We start from the raw sequence: 25,644 nt of genomic DNA on the forward strand, positions 1-25,644 counted from the left end.
GCACGACTGCCGTGCCCGGCGGGGGTTCCCGCCGGTGCCCGGACCGTGCTGCGCAACCCCGCGAGTTGAACAGTCCGGGGCGGAATCGACCCGGGCGACTTCCAACACCGCTGGAAACAACAAGAGGACGAACCTGTGCACTTCCCCATCCGCAAGATGATGATCACTGCCGCAGCGACCCTGACCCTGGCTTCCCAGGCGCAGGCGGAGCAGACGGTGCATATCTACAACTGGTCGGACTACATCGGCGAGACCACTTTGGCGGATTTCCAGAAGGAAACCGGCATCAAGCCGGTGTATGACGTCTTCGACTCCAACGAAACCCTGGAAGGCAAGCTGCTGGCGGGCCGTACCGGCTACGACCTGGTGGTGCCCTCCAACCACTTCCTCGGCAAGCAGATCAAGGCGGGCGCGTTCCAGAAACTCGACCGCGGCCAGTTGCCCAACTGGCAGAACCTGGACCCCAAGCTGCTCAAGCAACTCCAGCGCAACGACCCGGGCAACGAATACGCCGTCCCCTACCTGTGGGGCACCAACGGCATCGGTTACAACGTCGAGAAGGTCAAGGCCGCGCTCGGTGTCGACCACATCGACTCCTGGGCGGCGATCTTCGAGCCCGAGAACATCCAGAAGCTCAGCCAGTGCGGCGTGGCCTTCCTCGACTCGGCGGACGAGATGATCCCCGCCGTGCTCAACTACATGGGCCTGGACCCCAACAGCACCAACCCGGACGACTACGAGAAGGCCGAGGAGAAGCTGATGGCGGTACGCCCCTACGTCACCTATTTCCATTCTTCCAAGTACATCGGCGACCTGGCCAACGGCGACATCTGCGTCGCTGCCGGCTTCTCCGGTGACATCTTCCAGGCCGCAGCCCGCGCCGAGGAAGCCGGCAAGGGCATCGAGATCGTCTACGCGATCCCGAACGAGGGCGGCAACCTCTGGTTCGACATGCTGGCCATTCCGGCGGATGCCGCGAACGCCAAGCAGGCGCATGCCTTCATCAACTATCTGCTCGAGCCCGAGGTGATCGCCAAGGTCAGCGATTACGTCGGCTACGCCAACCCCAACCTCAAGGCGGGGGAGTTCATGGATCAGGAAGTACGCACCGACGAGTCCGTCTACCCGCCACAAGCGGTGCTGGACAAGCTGTACGTTTCGGCGGAACTGCCGCCGAAGGTTCAGCGGCTGATGACCCGCAGCTGGACCAAGGTCAAGTCGGGCAAGTGATGCACGGCCGATGGTGCCCGCGGCGTGGCGGGCCCATCGGGAAACCCAGGCCTTGCCGGGCAGGATGTCTGGTTCGCGCCCATGCTGTATAAACGCGCCCGGCCGCGGTGGTCAGGTAGCAAATTCTGGGAGTGTGGTAATGGCAATAGCCTCCGGTGCCTACAAGAAAGCCCTCGAGGGCAGCCAGCAACCCAAAGAGGTGCTGGTCAAGATCGACCGGGTGACCAAGAAGTTCGACGAGACGGTGGCGGTGGAGGATGTATCCCTGACCATCAACAAGGGTGAGATCTTCGCCCTGCTCGGCGGCTCCGGTTCGGGTAAATCAACTCTGTTGCGCATGCTCGCGGGCTTCGAGCGGCCAACCGAAGGGCGCATCATGCTCGACGGCGTCGACATCACCGACATGCCGCCCTATGAGCGCCCGATCAACATGATGTTCCAGTCCTATGCGCTCTTCCCGCATATGACTGTTGCGCAGAACATCGCCTTCGGACTTAAACAGGACAGACTCCCGGCGGCGGAGATCGACGAGCGCGTCAACGAGATGCTCAAGCTCGTGCAGATGACCCAGTACGCCAAGCGCAAACCGCACCAGCTGTCCGGCGGCCAGCGCCAGCGCGTGGCCCTGGCCCGTTCGCTGGCCAAGCGTCCGAAGCTGCTGCTGCTCGACGAGCCCATGGGCGCCCTGGACAAGAAGCTGCGTTCGCAGATGCAACTTGAGCTGGTGGAAATCATCGAGCGCGTGGGCGTGACCTGCGTGATGGTGACCCACGACCAGGAAGAGGCCATGACCATGGCCCAGCGCATCGCCATCATGCACCTGGGCTGCATCGAGCAGATCGGCAGTCCGGTGGACATCTACGAGACCCCCATCAGCCGCCTGGTGTGCGAGTTCATCGGCAACGTCAACCTCTTCGAGGGCGAAGTGGTCGAGGACTACGAGGCCCATGCGCTGATCGCCTGCCCGCAGCTGGAGCGCCCGATCTACGTTGGCCATGGCGTGACCACCTCGGTGCAGGACAAGCGCATCACCTACGCCCTGCGTCCGGAGAAGCTGCTGGTGACCACCGAGCAGCCCACCTGCGAGTACAACTGGTCCCGCGGCAAGGTGCACGACATCGCCTATCTCGGCGGCCACTCGGTGTTCTACGTCAAGCTGCCGAACGGCACCGTCGTCCAGTCCTTCGTCGCCAACGCCGAGCGCCGTGGCGCCCGTCCGACCTGGGATGACGAAGTCTTCGTCTGGTGGGAAGACGACAGCGGCGTGGTGCTGCGGTCATGAACATCGCCAAGAAGCTGCAAAGCCTGGTCCCCACGGGCCGGCATCTCGTCATCGGGGTTCCGTTCTTCTGGCTCTTCCTGTTCTTCCTGCTGCCCTTCGCCATCGTGCTGAAGATCAGCTTCGCGGAAGCGGACGTGGCGATCCCGCCGTATACCGAGGTCTACGCCTGGGTGGACAACCAGATCCAGCTCATCCTCAACCTGGGCAACTACTTCCTGCTCAGCGAGGACGAGCTTTACCTGGCGGCTTACCTCGGTTCGCTCAAGGTGGCGTTCTTCAGCACCCTGATATGCCTGCTGATCGGCTACCCGATGGCCTACGCCATCGCCCGCGCCAGCAAGGAAGCCCAGACCGTGCTGCTGCTGCTGATCATGATGCCGACCTGGACCGCGATCCTGATCCGCGTCTACGCCTGGATGGGCATCCTCAGCAACAACGGCCTGCTCAACAGCTTCCTGATGGGCATCGGGCTGATCGACCAGCCGCTGCAGATCCTCAACACCAACCTGGCGGTGTACATCGGCGTGGTGTACTCCTACCTGCCGTTCATGGTGCTGCCGCTCTACGCGAACCTGGTGAAGCATGACCTCAGCCTGCTGGAGGCCGCCTCCGACCTCGGGTCGAGCACCTTCAACAGCTTCTGGAAGATCACCGTGCCGCTGTCGAAGAACGGCATCATCGCCGGCTCCATGCTGGTGTTCATCCCGGTGGTGGGCGAGTTCGTGATCCCGGAACTGCTGGGTGGCCCGGAGACCCTGATGATCGGCAAGGTGCTGTGGCAGGAGTTCTTCAACAACCGCGACTGGCCGGTGGCGTCCGCCCTGGCGGTGGTGATGCTGGCGATCCTGCTGATCCCCATCATCCTCTTCAACAAGAACCAGGCGAAGGAACTGGAGGGCAAGGTATGAAGCGCTTCAGTTTCTCCAGTGTGATGCTCTGGGTGGGTCTGCTGTTCATCTACCTGCCCATGGTCATCCTGGTGATCTACTCGTTCAACGCCTCCAAGCTGGTGACGGTCTGGGGCGGCTGGTCGGTGAAGTGGTACGTGGGCCTGCTGGACAACACCCAGTTGATGAACTCGGTGTTCCGTTCCCTGGAGATCGCCCTGTACACCGCCATCGCAGCGGTGGCCCTGGGCACCCTGGCCGCCTTCGTGCTCACCCGCATCCCGCGTTTCCGTGGCCGCACCCTGTTCGGCGGCATGGTCACCGCGCCGCTGGTGATGCCCGAGGTGATCACCGGTCTGTCCCTGCTGCTGCTGTTCGTGGCCATGGCCCAGTTGATCGGCTGGCCCGAGGAGCGCGGCATGGTGACCATCTGGATCGCCCACACCACGTTCTGCTCGGCCTATGTGGCCATCGTGGTGTCGGCGCGGTTGCGGGAGCTGGACCTCTCCATCGAGGAAGCGGCCATGGACCTGGGCGCGCGCCCCTGGAAGGTGTTCATCCTGATCACCATTCCGATGATCGCGCCCTCCCTGGCAGCGGGCGGCATGATGTCCTTCGCCCTGTCCCTGGACGACCTGGTACTGGCGAGCTTCGTGTCCGGTCCCGGCTCCACCACCCTGCCGATGGAGGTGTTCTCCGCCGTGCGCCTGGGCGTGAAGCCGGAGATCAACGCCGTGGCCAGCCTGATCCTGCTCAGCGTGTCGCTGTTCACCTTCCTCGCCTGGTTCTTCACCCGCAAGGCCGAGGAGCGTCGCAAGCGTGCCATCCAGCAGGCGATGGAAACCATGGCCGAGGAAGCGGCGTCCTCCAACTGGAAGCCGGCCTCTACCCAGACCGCCTGATCCAGCGCTGTAACGACAAAGGCCACCTTCGGGTGGCCTTTGTGTTTTCGGCGTCATCCTGGAATGCCATGTGTGGAAGCGATTTCAATCGCGAATGAATTCGCTCCCACGGGGCAGTCGGGAACTCAGGCGGGCTTAGTCCGCCAGCTCCATCCGCACATCCCCCAGCTTGGCGCCATACGGGCCGTAGCTGCGCTCCACCAGTTCGCGGCTGCCATCGGCACGGACGACCAGCGCCGAGCTGGCGCGGGTGCCGTAGGTGCGGGTGGCGATGAATACGCTGGAGAGCATGCGCTCGGTGTTCAGCCCCACTCCGGTGTCCGGCAGGATGTGGTCCGGCGCTACCTCCGGGTCGTGCAGCAGGTTGAGCAGGGCGTCGGTGGACGGCGGGTTCAGGCACTCGGCGATGGCCGCCTTGCCGCGCTCGACCTTGGGCCAGGGGGTATCCAGGTCGGCGTTGGAGACGCCGTAGATGCCGGGCTTGAGATTGATCGGCCCGCCCGTGCGCGGGTTGAGGAACCAGAGTTCGCGGTCGTCCCCCACCAGCAGGTTGAAGCCGGAATAGTCGCCGGCCCGGCGCAATGCGTCCTCGAGAAACTCGCCGGGCCCCATGGTGCCGCGCAGGAACTGCACGCAGAGCTCGCCACGGGTTCGCCCGACCGGCGGCGTCCGGGGATCGCGGATATTGGTGAGCGCGGCGAAGCGGCCCTTGGGCCCTGCACCGAGCCAGGTGCCTCCGGCTTCCAGGTCACGGCCGGCGATAACGCCGGGAGCGTCTTCCCAGCGGGCCATGGGGAGGGTGGGACGTGCGTAGAATTCATCGCGGTTTGCTGCAAGCACCAGCGGGACTTCGTGTCCGGGGCGCCATGCGAATACGATCAGGCACATGGAGTCGTCTCCTTTTTATGAGCCGGAGTGTAGCAGTCGGTAGGAAAACTACATCAATTGAAATGGTTTTCCACCGGGTCGTCGACTGCCCGCAATGGCGTCCATCGCTCCCGGTGGAGCCCGGTTCGGGCTTCCGTTAACATGCCGCTTTGTTTTCGGGGGTGTCCATGGAATTCCTGCTCTACCTGGTGCTTGGCGCGTGCGCTGGAGTGCTGGCCGGGCTGTTTGGCGTCGGCGGCGGCATGATCATCGTGCCGGTGCTGGTGTTCAGCTTCACCGCCCATGGGTTCGATCCGGGCATCCTCACCCACCTGGCCGTGGGCACCTCCTTGGCCACCATCATTTTCACCTCGGTCAACTCGGTGCGCGAGCACCACCGCAAGGGTGCGGTGCGTTGGTCGACATTCGCCTGGATGGCGGTGGGCATCCTGATCGGCGCCGGCCTGGGTTCCCTGACCGCAGCGTCCATCCAGGGGCCGATGCTGCAGAAGATCATCGGGGTTTTCGCCATACTGGTGGCGATGCAGATGGGCCTGGACCTGAAGCCCAATGCCAGCCGCGATGTTCCGGGCAAGCCTGGGCTGACCCTGGCGGGTGCGGTGATCGGCTGGGCATCGGCGATCTTCGGTATCGGCGGCGGTTCGCTGACGGTGCCCTTCCTGACCTGGCGCAGCGTGCCGATCCAGCAGGCGGTGGCCACGTCCGCCGCCTGTGGCCTGCCCATCGCCGCGGCGAGCGCGCTGTCGTTCATGCTGCTGGGCTGGAACAATGCCAGCCTGCCGCCCTACAGCCTGGGCTTTATCTACCTTCCGGCGCTGGTGGGCATTGCCGTCACCAGCATGTTCTTCGCCCGCTTTGGCGCGCGCCTGGCCCACCGGCTGCCGCCGCGCCTGCTGAAGCGCCTGTTCGCCCTGCTGCTGCTGGCAGTGGGTCTGAACTTCCTGATCTAAGGAGCTGTGATGCTGGCTTATCCCCAGATCGACCCGGTGGCCCTGGCCATCGGACCGCTGAAGATCCACTGGTACGGCCTGATGTACCTGATCGGCATCGGGGGCGCCTGGTGGCTGGCCTCGCGCCGCCTCAAGGCCTTCGATCCCACCTGGACGAAGGAAAAGCTCTCCGACCTGGTGTTCTGGGTCGCCCTCGGCGTGATCGCCGGCGGCCGTCTCGGCTATGTGCTGTTCTACGACCTGTCGGCCTATATCGCCAACCCGTTGCTGATCTTCGAAGTCTGGAAGGGCGGCATGTCCTTCCACGGTGGCCTGATCGGCGTGATGCTGGCCACCCTCTGGTTCGGCAAACGCCACAACAAGAGCTTCTTCCAACTGATGGACTTCATCGCGCCCCTGGTGCCCATCGGCCTGGGCGCCGGCCGCATCGGCAACTTCATCAACGCTGAGTTGTGGGGCAAGGCCACCGATCTCCCCTGGGCGATGATCTTCCCCACCGACCCGGCCCAGCTGCCGCGCCATCCGTCGCAGCTCTACCAGTTCGCCCTGGAAGGCGTGGCGCTGTTCGCCATCCTCTGGTTCTACTCGCGCAAACCCCGCCCGACCATGGCGGTTTCCGGCATGTTCGCGCTGTTCTACGGCATTTTCCGCTTCGCCGTGGAGTTCGTCCGCGTCCCCGATGCCCAGCTTGGTTACCTGGCCTTCGGCTGGCTGACCATGGGCCAGGTCCTCTGCCTGCCGATGATCGTCGGCGGCATCGCTTTGATCGTCTGGGCCCACCGCCGCCAGGCCGCCCAAGGAGCCGTCTGATGAAACAGTACCTCGACCTGATGCGCCGCGTGCGCGAGACCGGCACCTTCAAGAGCGACCGCACCGGCACCGGCACCTACAGCGTGTTCGGCCACCAGATGCGCTTCGACCTGGCCGATGGCTTCCCCCTGGTGACCACCAAGAAGTGCCACCTGAAATCCATCGTCCACGAGCTGTTGTGGTTTCTGCAGGGCGACACCAACATCAAGTACCTGAAGGACAACGGCGTCTCCATCTGGGACGAGTGGGCCGACGAAGAGGGCAACCTGGGGCCGGTCTACGGCTACCAGTGGCGCTCCTGGCCGGCGCCCGACGGCGAATCCATCGATCAGATCGCCAAGGTGGTGGAGATGATCAAGAAGAGCCCGGACTCGCGCCGCCTGATCGTTTCCGCCTGGAACCCGGCCCTGGTGGACGAGATGGCCCTGCCGCCTTGCCACGCGCTGTTCCAGTTCTACGTGGCCGACGGCAAGCTGAGCTGCCAGTTGTACCAGCGCTCGGCGGACATCTTCCTCGGCGTGCCCTTCAACATCGCCAGCTACGCGCTGCTCACCCTGATGGTGGCCCAGGTCTGCGACCTTGAGCCCGGCGAGTTCATCTGGACCGGCGGTGACTGCCACCTGTACGCCAACCATATCGAGCAGACCGACCTGCAGCTCACCCGCGAGCCGCTGCCGCTGCCGACCATGAAGCTGAATCCCGAGGTGAAAGACCTGTTCGCCTTCCGCTTCGAGGACTTCGAGCTGGTGGGCTACCAGTCCCATCCGCACATCAAGGCCCCGGTCGCGGTCTGAGCCGACGATGAAATGGCCAGTCGCGGCCCTGCTCACGGGCCTGCTCGGCCTCTGGCCGGCCTTTGCCGCCTGGGCCGAACCGGCCCAGGGCCGCTTCGTCGCCAGCCAGCGCTGCGAGGCCTTCCAGTCCATCCGCAAGCGCACCAACCCGGACGGGCTCGAAGTGAGGCCGGGGCAGCGCTACGAAGTGGTGGAAGTGAACAAGCGCGACTACGACTGGCTGCGCATTCGCCTGCCGGCTAGCGCTACGCCGCTGCGCTGGGTTTCCGCCGGCTGCGGGGCTGTCGAAGGGCTGGTGTTCAACACCGGCAAGGCGCAAGGGTCTGCCACCGGCGGCGATATCTGCAGCCTGCCGGACCAGCACGACGGTTATGTGCTGGCCGCCACTTGGCAACCGGGGTTCTGCGAACACGCCTCCTACCAGGGCAGCAAACCCGAGTGCGAGGCGCTGGACGCCGGTGAGCTGCGGATTTCCCACCTGACGCTCCACGGCCTCTGGCCCAATCGCCAGTCCTGCGGCAAGCACTACGGCCATTGCCAGGGGCCGCAGATGAACCTCCGCGCCGACACCCTGGATTATGTGCGGCCGTGGATGCCGAACTTCCAGTACAGCACCCGCTTCGGTCGTTACCAGTGGGACAAGCACGGGATTTGCCAGACGCAGATGGACGACGATACCTACTTCCGCCGCGCCGTCGACCTGGTGCGCCAGCTGGATGAGTCGAAGGCCGGCCAGTACGTGGTCGCCAACATCGGTGGCGGCATTTCCAGGCGCGTCTTCTACCAGAAGGTGGAGGACGAGTTCGGTAGCCGCGAAGCGTCGCACAACTTCCTGCTCATCTGCAGCGGCCAGTACCTGCAGGAAATCCGCGTGGCCCTGCCCCGCGAGCTGAAGACGGCCGACAGCCTGGTAGGCGTGGTCGACGGCCAGTTCGCCAGTCGCCGGCCGGCCGACCGCAACGAGTGCCGAGCGGACCGCATTCTCATCGAAGCGGGCGGCCGCTGAGCTAGGGCTGCAAACCCTTTGCCAGGCTGGCCACCCAGCCCTGGCGTTCCGCCTGTTCCAGCTCCGCGCCGGGATTCAGCGACGACCATTCCGGGTGGGCACGTGCCTTGGCCAGCACGGGCGGTAGCTTGCCTTCGCGCCATTGCTGCTCTTCCGGGGTGCCGATGCGCACCGCCTCGAAGGCCGCGTGGCCGCGGGCGTCCAGCGCCGCCAGCAACTGGCGTTGACGCAGGGCGAGCAGGCGCAGGATGGCGTCGTCCACGGTCAGTTCGCGTTGTCCCTTGATCTTGCCCAGCAGACGTTCGCCGTAATGGCCGAAGGTCTGCCAGGCGCCCCCGGCGATGGCGCCAAGGGCCGCGGCGGCGCCGAGGGTGAGGCCGCCCACCAGCAGGTCGACACCGGCCCCGGCTGCCGCGCCCGCGGCCATGCCGCCGCCCAGGCGTACACCCAGTTGCCTGAGGGTCTCTGGATTGAACAGGTCGTCGCCCCAGCGGCCGTCCAGCAATGGCAGTTCGCCGGCGGCGGCATCGCCCTGGTTGAAGGCGTAGAGCCGCAGCAGCGCTTCCACACAGCGCTGCTCACGCTGGCGCACCTGCTGGCGCAGAATCTCGGTGGCGGCCTGCAGCGCGGCGTCCTGGGCCGGCACGCTGCGCCGACAGGCGGCCACGTCCAGCAGGAGTTCGGCGATCAGCCGGGCGCCGGTCTCCAGGCGCAGACGCCGTTGCGCCTGGTGATCGTCCACCAGGCGCTGCAGTTGCGGACGGGCGCGCTCCAGCAGCAGGGCGAGGCTGTCATAGAGGCGCTGCTCGCCGTCCAGCGGCGGCGCCACGCTGTCGAAGCGCACCAGGGCATGCAGGCCGAGGCGGGCCAGGGCCTCGCGCCAGTCGGCCTCGCGGTGGCCTTCGCTGGCGACGAAGTTCAGCACTGGCAGCAGCGGGCGGCCGCACATGGCGAGCACCGCCAACTCGTCACGGTACTTGGCCAGCACCGGCTCGCGGGCGTCGATCACATAGAGCCCGGCGTCGGACGCCAGCAGTTGGCGCAGGACCTTGGCTTCCTGCTCGAAGCGTTGGCGCGCCTCGCTGCCGTCGAGGAAACGGGCCAGCCTTGCCGGACCGTCCAACCGTTCCCCGGGACGGTCCAGGCGCTCCAGGTGGTCGAGCAGGGCGATGGCGTCCTCCAGGCCGGGGGTGTCGTAGAGCTCCAGCAGCGGCTCGCCGTCCACCGACAAGCGCGCGCCTTCCACATGGCGGGTCGTGCTGGGCCGATGAGAAACCTCGCCGAAGTCGCGATCACGCAGCAGGGTGCGCAGCAGGGAGGTCTTGCCGACATTGGTGTGGCCGACCACGGCCAGTTTCAGCGGCTTAGTCATGGCCGCGCTCCAGCCAGCGCAGGGGGGCGCCCTGGGCGTGGGGCAGGGCAAGGCGGTCGAGGGCCTGGTGCCAGTCTTCCAGGCGCTGGCTGTCGAGGGCTTCGCCGGCAGGGGGCGGCAGCAGCCAGACGCGGGTCTGCGCCGCGCTGCGCGCCAGTTCACCGATCAGCGCCAGGGTGCCACGGTCCGGCGAGCGGCGTGGGTCGCAGGCCACCGCCAGGCGCTGCGGGGGGAAGCGGCTGAGCTGGTCCAACAGGCGCTGGCGCTGTTCGCGGCTGTCCAGCACGCCGGCATCGCCCACCCCTCGGGGCAGAGCCGGCGGCCAGGGCTGGCGGTCATCCAGTTCGATGCCCACCAGCAGCGCGCCATGGCTCTCGCCGTCCCGTTGGCCGGCATGGGGGGCGGGCAAGGTGGCGGGGGCTGCATCGCAGACCCCCAGGCGCTCGCTGGCCGGTTGCAGGCGTTCGCGCAGTAGGCCATAGCCGGGCAGGCCGAGGTCCAGGGCCAGGCGGGTGCGGCCCTGCGACCAGCGCCATCCGCAGAACAGGCCAAGCAGCAGGCGCGGCAGCAGGCCGTAGGTGAAGACCACGCCGAGCAGCCAGCCGGACCAGGCCTGGCGCGCGGCCTCTGCACTGACCACGCTGCTGCTGGCGCGGATGGTTTCGGCGTCCGGCAGGCTGAAACCGAGCAGCGCGGGCAGGGCGCCCAAGGCCTGGGTGAGGACGACGAAGGTGTCGCTACCGAGGATGGTGGTTTCCCAGACGAAACCGTAGCGGCGGGTGGCGAGCAGCAGCAGGAGCACCAGCAGGGCGCTGCCGAGGCTCAGCGACCAGGCGCCATGGACCAGGGCGCCCAGGGCCCAGCGGGTCAGCCGCTGGCGTTGCAGCAGCAGGAGCAGGGCCGGGGCCAGGTGCGCGGCCTGGGCGTCGCGGGCGAGCTTGCCGCTGGTCCAGAGCCAGAACCGGCCGAGCAGGCTGGTGCCGCGGCCGAATCCGAAGGACAGCACCCAACCGAACAGCATCAGCAGGTGCAGTCCGAGCAGGCTGCCCAGGGCCCAGAACAGGTTGACCGGGCGTTGACCGTCGCCCAGCGCGGCCACCGCCAGGCCGGCGCCGCTTGCCAGGGCGAGCAACGTCAGCAGCAGGCCGGCGAGCCGGGCGCCCTGGCGCCAGTGCTGCAGGGCCTCGGCCTGGCCGTCACGCTCGGCCAGCCAGAGGGCGCGGGTCTGGATGCGTTGTGCAAGGTCGCCGCCGGTGGCATTGGCGCGACGGTTGGCTTCGGCATCTTCGAGGGGGCCTGCGTGTTCTTCGCGCAGGCGGATCGCCTCGGTCAGCCAGAGGCGGTCGATGTGGGAGAGGGGGGTGGAGTCGGGTTGGCTCACGAAGGGCCTCTTGGCCAAGGGTGAGCCCAGAGGATAGCCGTTGCGGGCGGGCCGTTCATCAACGGAAGGCCGGCGCAGGGCGCCGGCCTTCGCGGTCAGTGGCTGTGGGAACCGGCTGCCACCTTGACCCTTGGGGTCGGGGGCTCGCCGTGATGGTCGCTGGGGTCACAGACCTTCACCTCCTTGCCGTCGCAGTCGTACAGCTTGCCGTCGCGGAAATAGTCGCCCTCGTGCAGGGCGGCGATGTCCTGGTAGCGCAGGGTGCGCTCGCTGGCGGCGACGAACACCGACTGCTGGTCGGAGTTGCCGGCCTTCAGGTGGTTGAAGATGAGGTTCAGTGCGATGGCCATGATGGCGGCGGAGCTGATGCCGGAATGGAAGATGGTTTCGAACCAGGCCGGGAAGTGGTGGTAGAAGGTCGGCGCGGCGATCGGGATCATGCCGAAGCCGATGGAGGTCGCGACGATGATCAGGTTCATGTTGTTGCGGTAGTCCACCTGGGCCAGGGTGCGGATGCCCGAGGCGGCCACGGTGCCGAACAGCACCACGCCCGCGCCGCCCAGCACCGACGTGGGAACGGCGGCGATCAGGCGGCCCATCACCGGCAGCAGGCCGAGGGTTACCAGGATCAGGCCGGCGGTGGCCACCACGTAGCGGCTCTTCACGCCGGTCACCGCCACCAGGCCGACGTTCTGGGCGAAGGCGCTCTGGGTGAAGGAGCCGAACAGCGGGGCCAGCGAGCTGGAGATCATGTCCGCGCGCAGGCCGTTGCCCAGGCGCTTGGAGTCCACCTTGGTGCCGATGATTTCACCGACCGCGAGGATGTCGGCGGAGGTTTCCACCAGGGTCACGATGATCACGATCAACATCGACAGGATTGCGGCGATCTGGAACTCCGGCATGCCGAAGTGCAGCGGGGTGGGCATCGCCACCAGCGGGCCCTCGAGCACCTTGGAGAAGTCCGCCATGCCGGCGAACACCGCCACCAGGGTGCCGATGACCATCGCCAGCAGGATCGACAGGCGCGAGATGCTCGCGCTGCCCAGCTTGCTCAGCAGCAGCACGGTGGCCAGGGTGAAGGCGGCCAGGCCGATGTTGGCGACGCTGCCGAACTCCGGCGACTGGCTGTTGCCGCCCATCGCCCAGCGCGCGGCCACGGGCATCAGGGTGAGGCCGATGGTGGTGATGACGATGCCGGTCACCAGGGGCGGAAAGAACTTGGTGATGCGTGAGAACACCGGTGTGATCAGCAGGCCGATCAGCGAGGCCGAGATCACCGCGCCCAGCACCACGGGGATGCCGCCCTGACCATTGCCGCCGATGATGGCGATCATAGTCGCCACGCCGGCGAAGGACACGCCTTGCACCAGCGGCAGCTGGCAGCCGAAGAACGGCAGGCCGATGGTCTGCAGCAGGGTCGCCAGGCCGCCGGCGAACAGGGAGGCCGCGATCAGCAGGCCGATGTCCGCGGGCGATAGCCCGGCGGCCTGGCCGATGATCAGGGGTACCGCGACAATTCCGCCATACATGGTCAGCACATGCTGCAGACCGTAGGCGAGGTTGGCTCCAATGCCGAGGTTTTCGTCTTCGGGGCGTTGCACCGGAGACGGACTTGCGGTTGGGACTGTCATGGTGAGCACTCGCTTTTGTTATTGTGCTGGCAACTGTAGACAATTAATAAGACTGTTGGCTAGTTCTTTGTATACAATTCTTCCGTCACGTTCTTTCGCCGATTTACCGTGTACTGTCGAGCAATTCCACCGAAATACAGCGATACGGTAGCTGACCTTTCGGTCAGAAAAATGATTGTCGACGAATGGTCTCCGACAATGTGGCGCGCCTCCGCGCCATGCGTGTCCGGAACCTGGCCGACCGGGACGCGGGCACTCAACGTCCGTTGGCTTTCTCTGGGCAGCCTCAGCCGGTATTCTCGCCGCCATGAAAAAGACCCTGCCCCTCTGCCTGATCGCCGCCCTCGCGCAGAACCGCGTGATCGGCCGTGACAACCAACTGCCCTGGCACCTGCCGGCGGACCTCAAGCATTTCAAGGCCATGACCCTCGGCAAGCCGATCATCATGGGGCGCAAGACTTGGGATTCCCTCGGCCGTCCATTGCCCGGCCGGCTCAATCTGGTGGTCAGCCGCCAGGAAGGGCTGCTGCTGGAAGGTGCGGAAGTCTTCACCAGCCTGGAGGCCGCCCTTGAGCGCGCCGACGCCTGGGCGCGGGAGGAAGCAGCCGAGGAACTGATGCTGATCGGTGGCGCCCAGCTTTATGCCCAGGGCCTGGCGATAGCCGACCGCCTCTATCTCACCCGCGTGGAACTGGCGCCGGAAGGCGATGCGTTCTTCCCGGAAGTGTCGCAGCAGGACTGGCGCCTGGCTTCCAGCATCGAGCACGAGGCGACGACGGACACGCCGGCCTACGCCTTCGAGGTGTGGGAGAAGCGCTGACGCGCAGGATTTGGGCGTGAAGTCATCCGGGACTGCTGCGCGGTCCTTCGCGAACGAATGCGCTTACACGCTCAGCTCCCTGAGCTCCGTTCGCACCTTCCCTTCTTCGATCCGCAGAAACCCCACCGACACCGGCAGGCTGAAGCGCCTGGGTCCGGCGCTGCCCGGATTCACGTGCAGAAGCCCGGCGCGTTCGGTGATCAGCGGCTTGTGGGAGTGGCCGGTGACTACCACGCTGAAGCCGCGCCCGGCGAGATCGCTGGGGATATCCGCCTGGTCGTGCACCAGATAGATGCCGATTCCGCCCAGCCGCAACGCTTCCGCTTCATTGATGCCATCCGCCCAGGTTTCACGGTCGTTGTTGCCGCGCACTGCGGTAAGCGGTGCCAGTTGGCGCAGGGCGTCGAGGATTTCAGGCTTGCCGATATCGCCGGCATGCAGGATGTGGTCGCAGCCTTGCAGGGCCGCCATGGCCTGGGGGCGGAGGAGTCCGTGGGTGTCGGCGATCAGGCCAATGCGGAGGGTTGTCATGGAATGGGCCTCATCACTGGATGAAGCCCATTCTGCCACTCAGCGAGGGTGCGCCGGGGTTTCCGGCAAGAACCAATTCAGCAGCAGGGCGCAGAGGCCGCCGGTGGCGACGCCGGATTCGAGGATGTTGCGCAGGGCCGCCGGCATGTGCGCGAGAAATTCCGGCACCTGGGATACGCCCAGGCCCAGGGCCAGGGAGACGGCGATGATCAGCAGGGCGCGACGATCGAGCGTGGTGCCGGCGAGGATATTGATGCCGGACGCGGCCACGGCGCCGAACATCACCATGGCGGCGCCGCCCAGCACCGGCTCGGGAATCGCCTGGAGCACGCCGGCCACTGCCGGGAACAGGCCCAGCAGCACCAGCATCAGCGCGATCCACAGGCCGATATGGCGGCTGGCGATGCCGGTCAACTGAATCACGCCGTTGTTCTGCGCGAAGATCGAGCTGGGGAAGGTGTTGAACAGGCCCGCCAGCAGCGAGTTGGCGCCGTTCACCAGCACGCCACCCTTGATCCGCTGCATCCACAGCGGGCCTTCCACCGGCTGCCGCGAGACCTTGCTGGTGGCGGTGACGTCGCCGATGGCTTCCAGGGAGGTGACCAGGTAGATCACCAGCATCGGCACGAACAGCGACCAGGAGAAGCCCAGGCCGAAGTGCAGCGGCACTGGCACTTGTACCAGCGGCGCGTCGTGCAGGCCGCTGAAGTCCAGGCGGCCGAGCCAGGCGGCCAGCGCATAGCCCACCAGCAGAGCGATGACGATGGCACAACTGCGCATCCACACCAGCGGAATGCGGTTGAGCAGCAGGATCACCCCCAGCACGGTGCCGGACAGCAGCAGGTTCTCGCCGTTGGCGAAGCTGCCGTTGGCCATGGCGCCGAAGCCGCCGCCCATGCTGATCAGGCCGACCTTGATCAGGGTCAGGCCGATCATCAGCACCACGATGCCGGTCACCAGCGGGTTGATCAGGCGCTTGACGAAGGGCAGCACGCGGGAGATGCCCATCTCGACGAAGGCGCCGGCCATCACCACGCCGAGGATGGCGGCCATCACCGCTTCCACCGGCGTGCCCTGCTTGACCATCAGCGCACCGCCGGCGATCAGCGGGCCGACGAAGTTGAAGCTGGTGCCCTGGACGATCAGCAGGCCGGCGCCGAAGGGGCCAAAGCGCTTGCACTGGACATAGGTGGCAATACCGGAAGCCACTAGGGACATGGAGACGATCAGGTTGGTGTCCCGCGCCGATACGCCCAGCGCCTGGCAGATGAGCAGGCCGGGGGTGACGATGGGCACGATGATGGCCAGCAGGTGCTGCAACGCGGCCAGCAGGGCGGCCAAGGGGCGCGGCTTGTCTTCCAAGCCGTAGAGCAGCTCGCTGCGGGGCTCGGTTACGGGGGGCTTTTCCAGTGAAGTCATGGCGATCGACCGCAAAAAAGCGGCGATTCTACTGCGTGGGAGGGGTTGGGCGAAGCGATAGCCGTCCAATGAGAATCTGTAGGAGCGATTTCAATCGCGATAGGGTCGCGTAGCGGCCCCAATTGCAGGGCAACTCTGCGGGCTCTGCATTCGCGAATGAATTCGCTCCCACAAGAAAGTAGAAAGCCCGGCGCAAGGCCGGGCTATCCATTGGAGCGGTTGCGATCAGCCTTCCAGCATCGACTTGTCGCGCACCGCGCCCTTGTCGGCGCTGGTGGCCAGCAGGGCGTAGGCCTTGAGGGCGGTGGTCACCTTGCGCGCGCGCGGCGCGGCGGGTTTCCAGCCTTTCTTGTCCTGCTCGACGCGGCGGGCGGCCAGTTCGTCATCGGACACCAGCAGGTTGATGCTGCGGTTGGGGATGTCGATCAGCACCTTGTCGCCATCCTGCACCAGGCCGATGGCGCCGCCCGCGGCGGCTTCCGGCGAGGCGTGGCCGATAGACAGGCCCGAGGTGCCGCCGGAGAAGCGCCCGTCGGTGAGCAGGGCGCATTGCTTGCCCAGGCCCTTGGACTTCAGGTAGCTGGTCGGATACAGCATTTCCTGCATGCCCGGGCCGCCTTTCGGGCCTTCGTAGCGGATGATGACGATGTCGCCGGCCTTCACTTCGTCGGCGAGGATGCCTTTCACGGCGCTGTCCTGGCTTTCGAAGATCTTCGCGGTGCCTTCGAAGACGTGGATGGACTCATCCACGCCGGCGGTCTTCACCACGCAGCCGTCGAGGGCGATGTTGCCGTAGAGCACCGCCAGGCCGCCTTCCTGGGAGTAGGCGTGCTCGACACTGCGGATGCAGCCTTCGGCGCGGTCGTCGTCCAGGGTGTCCCAGCGCGTCGACTGGCTGAAGGCGACCTGGGTGGGGATGCCCGCCGGGCCGGCCTTGAAGAAGGTGTGGACCTTCTCGTCGCGGGTCTGGGTGATGTCCCACTGGGCGATGGCGTCGGCCATGCTCGGGCTGTGCACGGTGGCGACGTCGGTGTGCAGAAGGCCGCCACGGGCCAGCTCGCCGAGGATGGAGAAGATGCCGCCGGCGCGGTGCACATCCTCCATGTGGTACTTCTGGATGTTCGGCGCCACCTTGCACAGCTGCGGCACCTTGCGCGAGAGGCGGTCGATGTCGCGCAGGTCGAAGGCCACTTCCGCCTCCTGGGCGGCGGCCAGCAGGTGCAGGATGGTGTTGGTGGAACCGCCCATGGCGATGTCCAGGGTCATGGCGTTCTCGAACGCCTTGAAGTTGGCGATATTGCGCGGCAGCACGCTGTCATCGCCCTCACCGTAGTAGCGCTGGCACAGCTCGACGGCCAGGCGGCCGGCGCGCAGGAACAGCTGTTCGCGGTCGGCGTGGGTGGCCAGGGTGGAGCCGTTGCCCGGCAGCGACAGGCCCAGGGCCTCGGTCAGGCAGTTCATCGAGTTGGCGGTGAACATGCCGGAGCAGGAGCCGCAGGTGGGGCAGGCGCTGCGCTCGTATTCGGCGACCTTCTCGTCGGAGCAGGAGTCGTCGGCGGCGACCACCATGGCGTCCACCAGGTCCAGGCCGTGGCTGGCCAGCTTGGTCTTGCCGGCTTCCATCGGGCCGCCGGAGACGAACACCACGGGGATGTTCAGGCGCAGGGCGGCCATCAGCATGCCGGGGGTGATCTTGTCGCAGTTGGAAATGCAGACGATGGCGTCGGCGCAGTGGGCGTTGACCATGTATTCCACGGAGTCGGCGATGATCTCGCGGCTCGGCAGGGAATAGAGCATGCCGTCGTGGCCCATGGCGATGCCGTCGTCCACGGCGATGGTGTTGAATTCCTTGGCCACGCCGCCGTGCTTCTCGATCTCGCGGGCGACCAGCTGGCCCAGGTCCTTCAGGTGCACGTGGCCAGGCACGAACTGGGTGAAGGAGTTGGCGATGGCGATGATCGGCTTCTTGAAGTCCTCGTCCTTCATCCCGGTGGCGCGCCACAGGGCACGGGCGCCGGCCATGTTGCGGCCGTGGGTGGAGGTTTTCGAGCGGTAATCGGGCATGACGGTTTCCTGCGGCTGATCAGGTATCGGTAAGAGTCTCATCGTGAGCGCGGAACGAACCGGATGCAAACGGCAGATGGCCGTTCGGTCGGTGGTGGCCGGAAGGCGGGGCGGGGTCTCCGCTCGCTCGGCCGGGGCTCACAGGCCCGCCGGAGGATGGTTGGCGAGGAATCGCCCGATTCTACGCCGGGCCCGACCGGCAGGGAAAGGCTGGCGGTCGGGCCCGGCGCGTGGCGCCGCCCCTGGTGTGGCGGAGGGACGCCGCGATCAGCTGTTGGGCAGCAGGCGGCAGGTCAGGCTCTTGATGTAGCGGGTCTCGGCGATGGCCGGGTGCACCGGGTGGTCCGGACCCTGGCCGCCGCGCTCCAGCAGGAGGATGTTGCGATCCAGGTGGCGGGCGCTGCCGAGCAGGATGTTCTGCAGGTCGTCTTCCGGCAGGTGCATGGAGCAGGAGGCGCTGACCAGGATGCCGTCCTTGTTCAAGAGGCGCATGGCCTGCTCGTTGAGGCGGCGGTAGGCGGCTTCGCCGTTCTTCAGGTCCTTCTTGCGCTTGATGAAGGCCGGCGGGTCGGCCACCACCACGTCGAAGCGTTCCTCGGCGGCCTTGAGCTCCTTGAGGGCTTCGAAGACGTCGCCTTCGACGCAGGTGACCTGCTCGGCGACGCCGTTGAGGGTGGCGTTGCGCTCCACGCCGTCCAGGGCGACACCCGAGGCGTCGACGCAGAACACTTCGCTGGCGCCGAAGGCCGCGGCCTGCACGCCCCAGCCGCCGATGTAGCTGAACAGGTCGAGTACGCGCTTGCCCTTCACATAGGGCGCCAGGCGCGCGCGGTTCATGCGGTGGTCGTAGAACCAGCCGGTCTTCTGGCCTTCCATCACCGGCGCTTCGAACTTCACGCCGTTCTCTTCCAGGGCGACCCACTCGGGCACCACGCCAAAGGCGGTGTCGACGTAACGCTCCAGGCCCTCGGCGTCACGGGCGCTGGAGTCGTTCTTCCAGAGCACGCCACGGGGTTTCAGCACCTGCACCAGGGCGTCGAGGACGGCGGCCTTGTTGCGCTCCATGGCGGCGGAGGCGAGCTGCACCACGAGGATGTCGTCGAAGCGGTCCACCACCAGGCCGGGGAGCAGGTCGGAGTCGCCGTAGACCAGGCGGTAGAAGGGCTTGTCGAACAGGCGCTCGCGCAGGCTCAGGGCGACGTTGATGCGATGCACCAGCAGGGATTTGTCCAGCACATGCTTGACGTCGCGGGACACCAGGCGGGCGCAGATCAGGTTGTTCGGAGAGAGCGCCACCACGCCCAGGGGCTTGCCGCCTGCGGCTTCGAGGATCGCCTGGTCGCCCGGCTGGAACAGGTTCAGCGGGGTGGCGACCACGTCCACCTCGTTGCTGTACACCCATAGGTGGCCGGCGCGCAGGCGTCGGTCGGCATTGGCTTTGAGGCGCAGGCTGGGCAGGGACATGACAAAGGCTCCGGCAAAAGAGCGCGATTATAACGCAGCGGCAGGCTTCGCCGCTGTGTGGTCGATGGCCGTTCAGCCGGTTCGAGCGGTCCATTCCTCGCACGCGCAAAGCGGCGAGATCCCGGGGTCGAGGCAATCGGCAACAGAGCGGAACGTCCCTTGGGGATGCGTTGAAATCTACCTTCGAACGCTCATTTTCCACGCTATATCGGCGCGCCTGCGTCCGATATCGATTCGCATGGTTTTCGCGTGAAGATTTTTCGTACAAGTCCTGAGTCCTTTGTTTGGGGTGTTAATAGGAGTATTCCTATTAGTTGGTCGGGTTGGTTTGAGTGCAACTTTTTCAATATATTGGGCGAGTTGTTTTCACTGGCAGGAATACTTCAATGTCATTCGTTCTCCATTCAAAGTATTTCCATTTGCAGGCCTGAAAGAGGATCGCATCTGTTAATCCGGAATAGCGATTCATGCTGAATTTAGCAGGGGGCTTCATGTCTTCCGTTAAAGTCGTGTCCAGCTATGCGTCTGGGCGTATTGTCAAGCAGTAGAACATTAGGAGTTTTATATTCATGCAAGAACTGACCATGCAGGAAGTTGAAGAGGTTTCGGGCGCCGGTATTCTCGGCGGCATAAAAGGCCTCGTCGAGGGGGCCTACCAGGGCGCCATGGAGGGGGCCGAGCTGGGTGTCAGCGCCGGCAGCACGGGTGGCTCTACCATTGGCGGCATCTTTGGCCCGCCGGCTGCCGTGGTTGGTGGCACACTCGGTTTCATCGGATTCGGAGTCCTGGGTGCCATCAAGGGTGGTGTCGAAGGTCTCTTGTCGCCCGGCTGGTAATTATCAGCTGCGCGGAAAAGTTCAATGGCATCATTGATTGATGCCATTGAACTTGACTGTTTCGGATGAGTAAGGCGCGTCCCGGTTGGCCAAAAAAGTCGTTTGAACATCCTGTCGTATAGGGCGGGATGTTCGGATGTTTGCACGGGGATGTCCTGCGCGGTGATCGTGAAACTATCCGGTGCCATGGAGACGTCCAGTCAGTCCGATTAAACGGTCTCGGCCGCCTCGCGTCGAGGTAGCCAGCGCCACGGAAGTGCCCTTGAGTGTCGGCGCAGTTTTTTGGGCAGGATACCGCCCCAGACCCGAGTTCTCCGGGTAGACTGCGCGCTCAGCCAACTTCCGCCATCGCCCCTCATGGTTCAAGAACTCACCGCCGAGCAGATCCGCCAGGTCCTGCAGGGCATCAGCGTACCGCCGCAGCCGCAAATCATGGTCGACCTGCAAATGGAGCAGGTCATGCCCAACCCGGACCTGAAGACCATCGCCCGCCTGATCAGCCAGGACCCGGGCCTCTCCGGTGCGCTGCTGAAGATCGTCAACTCGCCCTTCTTCGGCCTCGCCAATCGCATCGCCTCGATCCAGCAGGCGGTGAACCTGCTGGGCTGCAACACGGTGATCAACCTGATCAACGCGCAGTCGATCAAGGGCGAGATGAGCGACGAAACCATCGTTACCCTGAACCGTTTCTGGGACACCGCCCAGGACGTCGCCATGACCTGCCTGACCCTGGCCAAGCGCATCGGCTACCAGTCGGCGGACGAGGCCTATGCCCTCGGGCTGTTCCACAACTGCGGCGTGCCGCTGATGATCAAGCGCTTCCCGGACTACATGGTGGTGCTGGAGGAGGCCTACGCCAGCGCGAGTCCCGAGCGCCGCGTGGTGGACACCGAGAATCGCCTGCTGAATACCAACCATGCGGTGGTCGGCTATTTTACCGCGCGCTCCTGGCGCCTGCCGGAGCACCTCTGCGAGGCCATCGCCAACCACCACAACGCCTTGTCGATCTTCAGCGACGACTCCGGGCGCGACGCCCAGCTCAAGACACTGCTGGCGATCCTCAAGATGGCCGAACACATTTGCGCCTCGCATCTGGTGCTGGGCAACCAGGCCGAGGACTATGAGTGGCTGAGCATCCGCGCCCAGGTGCTGGACTATGTGGGACTGTCGGAGTACGACTTCGAGAACCTCAAGGAAAGCATTCGCGAGCTCGGTCTGAGCTGAGCTCCGCTGCGCCATGAACCGAGATACCGATGCCTGAACTACCTGAAGTCGAAACCACCCGCCGCGGCATCGCGCCTTTCCTCGAAGGCCAGCGCGTCAGCCGGGTGATCGTGCGTGAACGCCGCCTGCGCTGGCCCATTCCCGAAGACCTGGACGTGCGTCTGTCCGGCCAGCGCATCCTGCGCGTGGAACGCCGTGCCAAGTACCTGCTGCTGGGCGCCGAAGCCGGCACCCTGATCAGCCACCTGGGCATGTCCGGCAGTCTGCGCCTGGTGGAAGCCGGCCTCGAAGCGGCCAGGCACGAGCACGTGGATATCGAGCTGGAGTCGGGCATGGCCCTGCGCTATACGGACCCGCGTCGCTTCGGCGCGCTGCTCTGGAGCGAGGACCCGCTGAACCACGAGCTGCTGCGCCACTTGGGGCCGGAGCCGCTGACCGAGCTGTTCGACGGCGAGCGCCTGTTCCAGCTGTCCCGTGGCCGCGGCATGGCGGTGAAGCCGTTCATCATGGACAACGCAGTGGTGGTGGGCGTCGGCAACATCTACGCCAGCGAGGCGCTGTTCGCCGCCGGCATCGATCCACGCCGCGAAGCCGGCTCGATTTCCCGGGCGCGCTATCTGAAGCTGGCGGTGGAGATCAAGCGCATCCTCGCCCAGGCCATCGAGTGCGGCGGCACCACCCTGCGCGACTTCGTCGGCGGCGACGGCAAGCCCGGCTACTTCCAGCAGGAGCTCTGGGTGTACGGGCGCGGCGGCGAGTTCTGCAAGCAGTGCGGCTCCGGCCTCCGGGAAGTCCGTCTCGGCCAGCGCGCCAGCGTCTATTGCCCGCGCTGCCAGCGCTGAATCCGTGCCGGGCCGGCCGGTTCGGCATCTCGCCTACCCACTCACAACGACAAGAAAGAAGACGGTTCCATGCAAGGCAACTACCTGCCCCGCAATCCTTTTGCCGAGGCGATCGGCCATGGCGTGCTGCGCCTGATGGGCTGGCGCATCGAGGGACGCCTGCCGGCCCTCGACAAGTTCGTGGTGATCGGCGCCCACCACACCTCCAACTGGGATTTCGTGCTCTTCCTCGCGGTGAAGTTCGTGCTGCGCCTGAACGCCCGCTGGTTCGGCAAGCACACCCTGTTCCGCTGGCCCTTCGCCGGGCTGCTGCGGCGCTGGGGTGGCGTGCCCATTCATCGCCACCTCAAGTCGAACAGGGTCGACCAGGCGGTGGAGCGTTTCCGCGAAAGCCGCGAGTTCATGCTGGTGATCTCGCCGGAAGGCACGCGCAAGCGAGTGGAACGCTGGAAGATGGGCTTCTACCACATCGCCCGTGGCGCCGGCGTGCCCATCGTCCCGACAGCCCTGGACTACGTGGGGCGGCGGGTGGTGATCGGCCCGCCTTTCGTTCCCAGCGGCGACGAGCAGTCCGACCTGCGCCAGCTGCTGGCCTTCTACCGGCCCCACGTCCCGAAAAAACCCGACTACGCTTTCAATGGCGATTGAAGGCCATCACGCTGTCAGTCCGCCCCGCACTGATATAGTTTTCCGCACACCCATAGCTGAAGGATCGCCCGCATGAACCTGTTCCGCACGACCGCTGCTGTCCTGGCGCTGACCACTGGCCTGCTGGCGCTGCCGGCGAATGCGGAAGTGGTGCAGGAAAACGTCAGCGGCGACCCCATGTACACCGCCGACGCCCCCACCGGCTACCGCATGGCCGGCGACATCGTCATTGCCCGGCCGCTGCTGCTGGGCGCCACCATCATCGGCACCGGCCTGTTCATCATCAGCCTGCCGTTCTCCGCCTTGGGCGGTAACGTCGAAGAAGCGGCCCAGGAACTGGTGGTGGTGCCGGCCAAGGAAACCTTCGTGCGCTGCCTGGGTTGCACCATGAGCGGCTACCGGAAAGATTGATTCCTGCTCCCCCGCGACGGCCCCTCATTCGGGGCCGTCGGCGTTTCAGGGGGGGCGCTCGCCGCGCGGGTGAACCCCGGCAGGGTCGGCGCTACCGCACCTTGTCGATTTCGAGCACGCTGGAAAGGCCGAGGCCGCGCGGGTCGCTGGCGGCTTCCAGGCTGCCCTTGGCCTTGTTCCAGAACAGCACCTGCTGGTTGCCGTAGTTGCGCTCCAGGGGCTTGAGGCTGTAGCCACGGGCGCGCAGTTCGGCGCTTTCGCTGCTGCTGAAGGCGCCCGGTTCGTGCTCGATCTGGTCCGGAAGGTACTGGTGGTGATAGCGCGCCACCGCCGGCCAGCGATTCACCGGCTGACCATCCAGGTACTCCAGCACCGAGAGCAGCACCATGCTGGGAATCCGGCTGCCGCCCGGCGTGCCGAAGGCGGTGAAGGCCTCGTCGCTCTCGATGAAGGTGGGGCTCATGGAGGACAGCGGTCGCTTGCCCGAGCCCACCGCATTGGCCTGGCTGGCGGTCAGCCCATAGGCGTTGGCACCTTCCGGGTTGGCGGCGAAGTCGTCCATTTCGTCGTTGAGCAGCACGCCGGTGCCGGGCACGGTGAAGGCCGCGCCGAAGGGCAGGTTGATGGACAGGGTGGCGGCCACCGCGTTGCCGTCCTTGTCGATCACCGCGAAATGGGTGGTGTGATCGCCTTCGCGCCAGGGCGGCGACGGCGGCAGGCTGCTGCTGGGGGTGGCGCGGCGGGCGTCGATGCCTTTCGCCAGCCGCTTCAGGTAGTCGGCGTCGAGCAGTTTGGCAGTGGGGATGGCGACGAAATCCGGGTCGCCGAGCAGGCCACGGTCGCGGTAGGCGCGGCGCAACGCTTCCACCACGTAATGGGTGCGCTGCACGCGGTCGGCCGTGCGCCAGGGCAGTTCCTGCAGCATGGCCAGGCTCTGGGCCAGGGCGATGCCGCCGGCCGACGGTGGCGGGGCGCTGATCAGCTCGCGGCCTTCGGCCAGGCGGAAGCGGATCGGCTGGCGCTCCACGGTCTTGTACTCGGCCAGGTCGCGCAGGCTCCAGATGCCGCCGGCGGCATTCACGCCCTGTACCAGTTTGTCGGCGGTGGCACCGCTGTAGAACCCGGCCTTGCCGTAGCGGGCGATGCGCTCGAGTGTGTCGGCCAGCTCCGGTTGGCGCAGCAGGCTGAACTCCTCCGGGATCTCGCCCTTGTGGTCGAGGAACAGCCGCGCCGTCTCGCGGTCGTCGCGCAGGGACGACAGGCGCCAGGCGGCGCGTTCGCGGTAGATGCGATCCACCGAGATGCCGTCGCGGGCCAGGCGGATGGCCGGGGTCAGGCTGTCGGCCAGGGGCAGGCGGCCGTAGCGGCCGGAGAGATCGGCCAGGGCCGCCGGCAGGCCGGGGATGGCGGCGGCCAGCGCGCCGTCCAGGGACAGGGCGGGATCGACCTTGCCGTTGCGCACGTAAAGGCGCGCGTGGGCGGCCAGGGGGGCACGTTCGCGGGCGTCGAGGAAGCGGTAGACGGGCTTGTCGCCGCCCTGGCGGAGCAGGAAGAAACCGCCGCCGCCGAGGCCCGATCCGTAGGGCTCGGCCACCGCCAGGGCAGCGCTGATGGCGACCGCGGCGTCGAAGGCGTTACCGCCGTGGGCCAGGGTTTCCAGGCCGGCCACGGTGGCCGATGGGTGGGGGGTGGCGACCGCCGCGCGGCCAGGCTCGGCGGCCTGCAGGGCGCCCGCGCAGAGCAGGAGCAGCGTCGCGAGCAGCGCGCCGCGGCGGTTGGCGCCGCAATCCGGGCGGCCCATGGGTCAGGCCTTGCCGGTGAGCTTCAGGTATTTCTGCATCAGCTCATCCTTGCTTTCGACATGGGCCTCGTCGAGGGGAATGCAATCGACGGGGCAGACCTGTTGGCACTGGGGCTCGTCATAGTGGCCCACGCATTCGGTGCAGAGGTTGGGATCGATCACGTAGATCTCCTCGCCCTGGGAAATCGCGCCATTCGGGCACTCGGGTTCGCAGACGTCGCAGTTGATGCAGTCGTCGGTGATCTTGAGGGACATGGGAACAACTCCTGCCGTCGCCGGACGGCGGCGGCCTTGTGCAGAAAATAGCGGAATTGTGCCGGATTGCCGCGATCGACGCACGCGCCGATCACGGCGGCGGGCCTGTTCAGGATCTCGCGAGCTGGCGAGTCAAGGCCGAGGGCGCGGAGTTTACGTGCGGCAAAGGAGCAAGCCCGAGGCCATTTCCAACGCC

Annotated in this window: 24 protein-coding genes; 14 read left to right on the forward strand and 10 right to left on the reverse strand. The window is 66.1% G+C overall.

The genetic code is table 11. The features are described 5' to 3' along the window. Positions 1 to 159 precede the first annotated feature (159 nt). The 4 genes from PJW05_RS01105 to PJW05_RS01120 all read left to right on the forward strand — a co-directional run bounded on the left by PJW05_RS01105 (position 160) and on the right by PJW05_RS01120 (position 4,301). Positions 160 to 1,230, forward strand: coding sequence for a polyamine ABC transporter substrate-binding protein (locus PJW05_RS01105; RefSeq protein ID WP_442969235.1), 1,071 nt, complete (start codon positions 160 to 162; stop codon positions 1,228 to 1,230). Between the two features lie 139 nt (positions 1,231 to 1,369). Next, a complete protein-coding gene (gene potA, locus PJW05_RS01110) occupies positions 1,370 to 2,512 on the forward strand; it encodes a polyamine ABC transporter ATP-binding protein (protein ID WP_271410110.1) in 1,143 nt (380 codons plus the stop codon). Further along, a complete protein-coding gene (locus PJW05_RS01115; protein WP_271410111.1) occupies positions 2,509 to 3,420 on the forward strand; it encodes an ABC transporter permease subunit in 912 nt (303 codons plus the stop codon). The genes potA and PJW05_RS01115 overlap by 4 nt, the downstream gene beginning before the upstream one ends. Beyond that, complete coding sequence (locus PJW05_RS01120) at positions 3,417 to 4,301, forward strand: ABC transporter permease subunit (RefSeq protein WP_271410112.1); 885 nt, start codon at positions 3,417 to 3,419, stop codon at positions 4,299 to 4,301. Before PJW05_RS01115 ends, PJW05_RS01120 begins: the two co-directional genes overlap by 4 nt. Positions 4,302 to 4,436: 135 nt before the next feature. Here PJW05_RS01120 and PJW05_RS01125 read toward each other — a convergent pair whose 3' ends face one another. Continuing rightward, entirely contained in the window at positions 4,437 to 5,189 is a 753-nt protein-coding gene (locus PJW05_RS01125; protein ID WP_271410113.1) for an NRDE family protein, read from the reverse strand. A 167-nt stretch (positions 5,190 to 5,356) separates the two neighbouring features. Here PJW05_RS01125 and PJW05_RS01130 point away from each other — a divergent pair, with 167 nt between their 5' ends. The 4 genes from PJW05_RS01130 to PJW05_RS01145 are packed head-to-tail and all read left to right on the forward strand — an operon-like array spanning position 5,357 to position 8,749. Continuing rightward, entirely contained in the window at positions 5,357 to 6,139 is a 783-nt protein-coding gene (locus tag PJW05_RS01130) for a sulfite exporter TauE/SafE family protein (RefSeq protein WP_271410114.1), read from the forward strand. A 9-nt stretch (positions 6,140 to 6,148) separates the two neighbouring features. Beyond that, a complete protein-coding gene (lgt, locus tag PJW05_RS01135; RefSeq protein ID WP_271410115.1) occupies positions 6,149 to 6,949 on the forward strand; it encodes a prolipoprotein diacylglyceryl transferase in 801 nt (266 codons plus the stop codon). Then, complete coding sequence (locus PJW05_RS01140) at positions 6,949 to 7,743, forward strand: thymidylate synthase (protein WP_271410116.1); 795 nt, start codon at positions 6,949 to 6,951, stop codon at positions 7,741 to 7,743. Before lgt ends, PJW05_RS01140 begins: the two co-directional genes overlap by 1 nt. Before the next feature lie 7 nt (positions 7,744 to 7,750). Continuing rightward, complete coding sequence (locus tag PJW05_RS01145; protein WP_271410117.1) at positions 7,751 to 8,749, forward strand: ribonuclease T2 family protein; 999 nt, start codon at positions 7,751 to 7,753, stop codon at positions 8,747 to 8,749. Position 8,750: 1 nt separating this feature from the next. Here PJW05_RS01145 and PJW05_RS01150 read toward each other — a convergent pair whose 3' ends face one another. The 3 genes from PJW05_RS01150 to PJW05_RS01160 all read right to left on the reverse strand — a co-directional run bounded on the left by PJW05_RS01150 (position 8,751) and on the right by PJW05_RS01160 (position 13,133). Further along, positions 8,751 to 10,121: a GTPase/DUF3482 domain-containing protein gene (locus tag PJW05_RS01150; RefSeq protein ID WP_271410118.1), complete on the reverse strand. Its 1,371-nt coding sequence runs from the start codon at positions 10,119 to 10,121 to the stop codon at positions 8,751 to 8,753. After that, a complete protein-coding gene (locus tag PJW05_RS01155) occupies positions 10,114 to 11,502 on the reverse strand; it encodes a DUF2868 domain-containing protein (protein ID WP_271410119.1) in 1,389 nt (462 codons plus the stop codon). The genes PJW05_RS01150 and PJW05_RS01155 overlap by 8 nt, the downstream gene beginning before the upstream one ends. A gap of 95 nt (positions 11,503 to 11,597) precedes the next feature. Continuing rightward, entirely contained in the window at positions 11,598 to 13,133 is a 1,536-nt protein-coding gene (locus tag PJW05_RS01160) for a nucleobase:cation symporter-2 family protein (RefSeq protein WP_271410120.1), read from the reverse strand. Positions 13,134 to 13,440: 307 nt separating this feature from the next. On the opposite strand from PJW05_RS01160, the gene PJW05_RS01165 reads away from it, so the two are divergent. Further along, positions 13,441 to 13,953: a dihydrofolate reductase gene (locus PJW05_RS01165; RefSeq protein WP_271410121.1), complete on the forward strand. Its 513-nt coding sequence runs from the start codon at positions 13,441 to 13,443 to the stop codon at positions 13,951 to 13,953. Between the two features lie 63 nt (positions 13,954 to 14,016). On the opposite strand, the gene PJW05_RS01170 is transcribed toward PJW05_RS01165, so the two are convergent. The 4 genes from PJW05_RS01170 to PJW05_RS01185 all read right to left on the reverse strand — a co-directional run bounded on the left by PJW05_RS01170 (position 14,017) and on the right by PJW05_RS01185 (position 19,431). Continuing rightward, positions 14,017 to 14,484: a metallophosphoesterase family protein gene (locus PJW05_RS01170; RefSeq protein ID WP_271410122.1), complete on the reverse strand. Its 468-nt coding sequence runs from the start codon at positions 14,482 to 14,484 to the stop codon at positions 14,017 to 14,019. Between the two features lie 39 nt (positions 14,485 to 14,523). After that, a complete protein-coding gene (locus tag PJW05_RS01175) occupies positions 14,524 to 15,903 on the reverse strand; it encodes a nucleobase:cation symporter-2 family protein (RefSeq protein WP_271410123.1) in 1,380 nt (459 codons plus the stop codon). 225 nt (positions 15,904 to 16,128) lie between these two features. Continuing rightward, the gene (gene ilvD, locus PJW05_RS01180) at positions 16,129 to 17,967 is read right to left on the reverse strand and encodes a dihydroxy-acid dehydratase (protein WP_271410124.1); all 1,839 of its coding nucleotides are present in this window, start codon (positions 17,965 to 17,967) and stop codon (positions 16,129 to 16,131) included. A gap of 267 nt (positions 17,968 to 18,234) precedes the next feature. Further along, positions 18,235 to 19,431: a class I SAM-dependent rRNA methyltransferase gene (locus PJW05_RS01185; RefSeq protein WP_271410125.1), complete on the reverse strand. Its 1,197-nt coding sequence runs from the start codon at positions 19,429 to 19,431 to the stop codon at positions 18,235 to 18,237. Between the two features lie 569 nt (positions 19,432 to 20,000). Between PJW05_RS01185 and PJW05_RS01190 the strand changes: the two genes are divergently transcribed. From PJW05_RS01190 to PJW05_RS01210, 5 genes are all read left to right on the forward strand, one after another. Then, positions 20,001 to 20,267 (forward strand): hypothetical protein, encoded by a 267-nt coding sequence (locus PJW05_RS01190; RefSeq protein ID WP_271410126.1) that lies wholly within the window; start codon positions 20,001 to 20,003, stop codon positions 20,265 to 20,267. 357 nt (positions 20,268 to 20,624) lie between these two features. Then, positions 20,625 to 21,491, forward strand: coding sequence for an HDOD domain-containing protein (locus tag PJW05_RS01195; protein WP_271410127.1), 867 nt, complete (start codon positions 20,625 to 20,627; stop codon positions 21,489 to 21,491). A gap of 29 nt (positions 21,492 to 21,520) precedes the next feature. Continuing rightward, positions 21,521 to 22,333 carry a bifunctional DNA-formamidopyrimidine glycosylase/DNA-(apurinic or apyrimidinic site) lyase gene (mutM, locus tag PJW05_RS01200; RefSeq protein ID WP_271410128.1) on the forward strand — a complete coding sequence of 271 codons (813 nt, stop codon included), beginning with the start codon at positions 21,521 to 21,523 and terminating at the stop codon, positions 22,331 to 22,333. A gap of 69 nt (positions 22,334 to 22,402) precedes the next feature. Then, a complete protein-coding gene (locus PJW05_RS01205; RefSeq protein ID WP_271410129.1) occupies positions 22,403 to 22,981 on the forward strand; it encodes a lysophospholipid acyltransferase family protein in 579 nt (192 codons plus the stop codon). A 72-nt stretch (positions 22,982 to 23,053) separates the two neighbouring features. Next, a complete protein-coding gene (locus PJW05_RS01210; RefSeq protein ID WP_271410130.1) occupies positions 23,054 to 23,392 on the forward strand; it encodes a multidrug transporter in 339 nt (112 codons plus the stop codon). A 91-nt stretch (positions 23,393 to 23,483) separates the two neighbouring features. On the opposite strand, the gene ggt is transcribed toward PJW05_RS01210, so the two are convergent. Together ggt and PJW05_RS01220 are read right to left on the reverse strand one after the other, a co-directional pair. Beyond that, positions 23,484 to 25,193 (reverse strand): gamma-glutamyltransferase, encoded by a 1,710-nt coding sequence (gene ggt / locus PJW05_RS01215; protein ID WP_271410131.1) that lies wholly within the window; start codon positions 25,191 to 25,193, stop codon positions 23,484 to 23,486. Between the two features lie 3 nt (positions 25,194 to 25,196). Beyond that, positions 25,197 to 25,448: a YfhL family 4Fe-4S dicluster ferredoxin gene (locus tag PJW05_RS01220; protein ID WP_003455709.1), complete on the reverse strand. Its 252-nt coding sequence runs from the start codon at positions 25,446 to 25,448 to the stop codon at positions 25,197 to 25,199. Between the last annotated feature and the right edge of the window lie 196 nt (positions 25,449 to 25,644).

Source organism: Pseudomonas sp. Q1-7, from assembly GCF_028010285.1.
GTDB lineage: Bacteria > Pseudomonadota > Gammaproteobacteria > Pseudomonadales > Pseudomonadaceae > Metapseudomonas.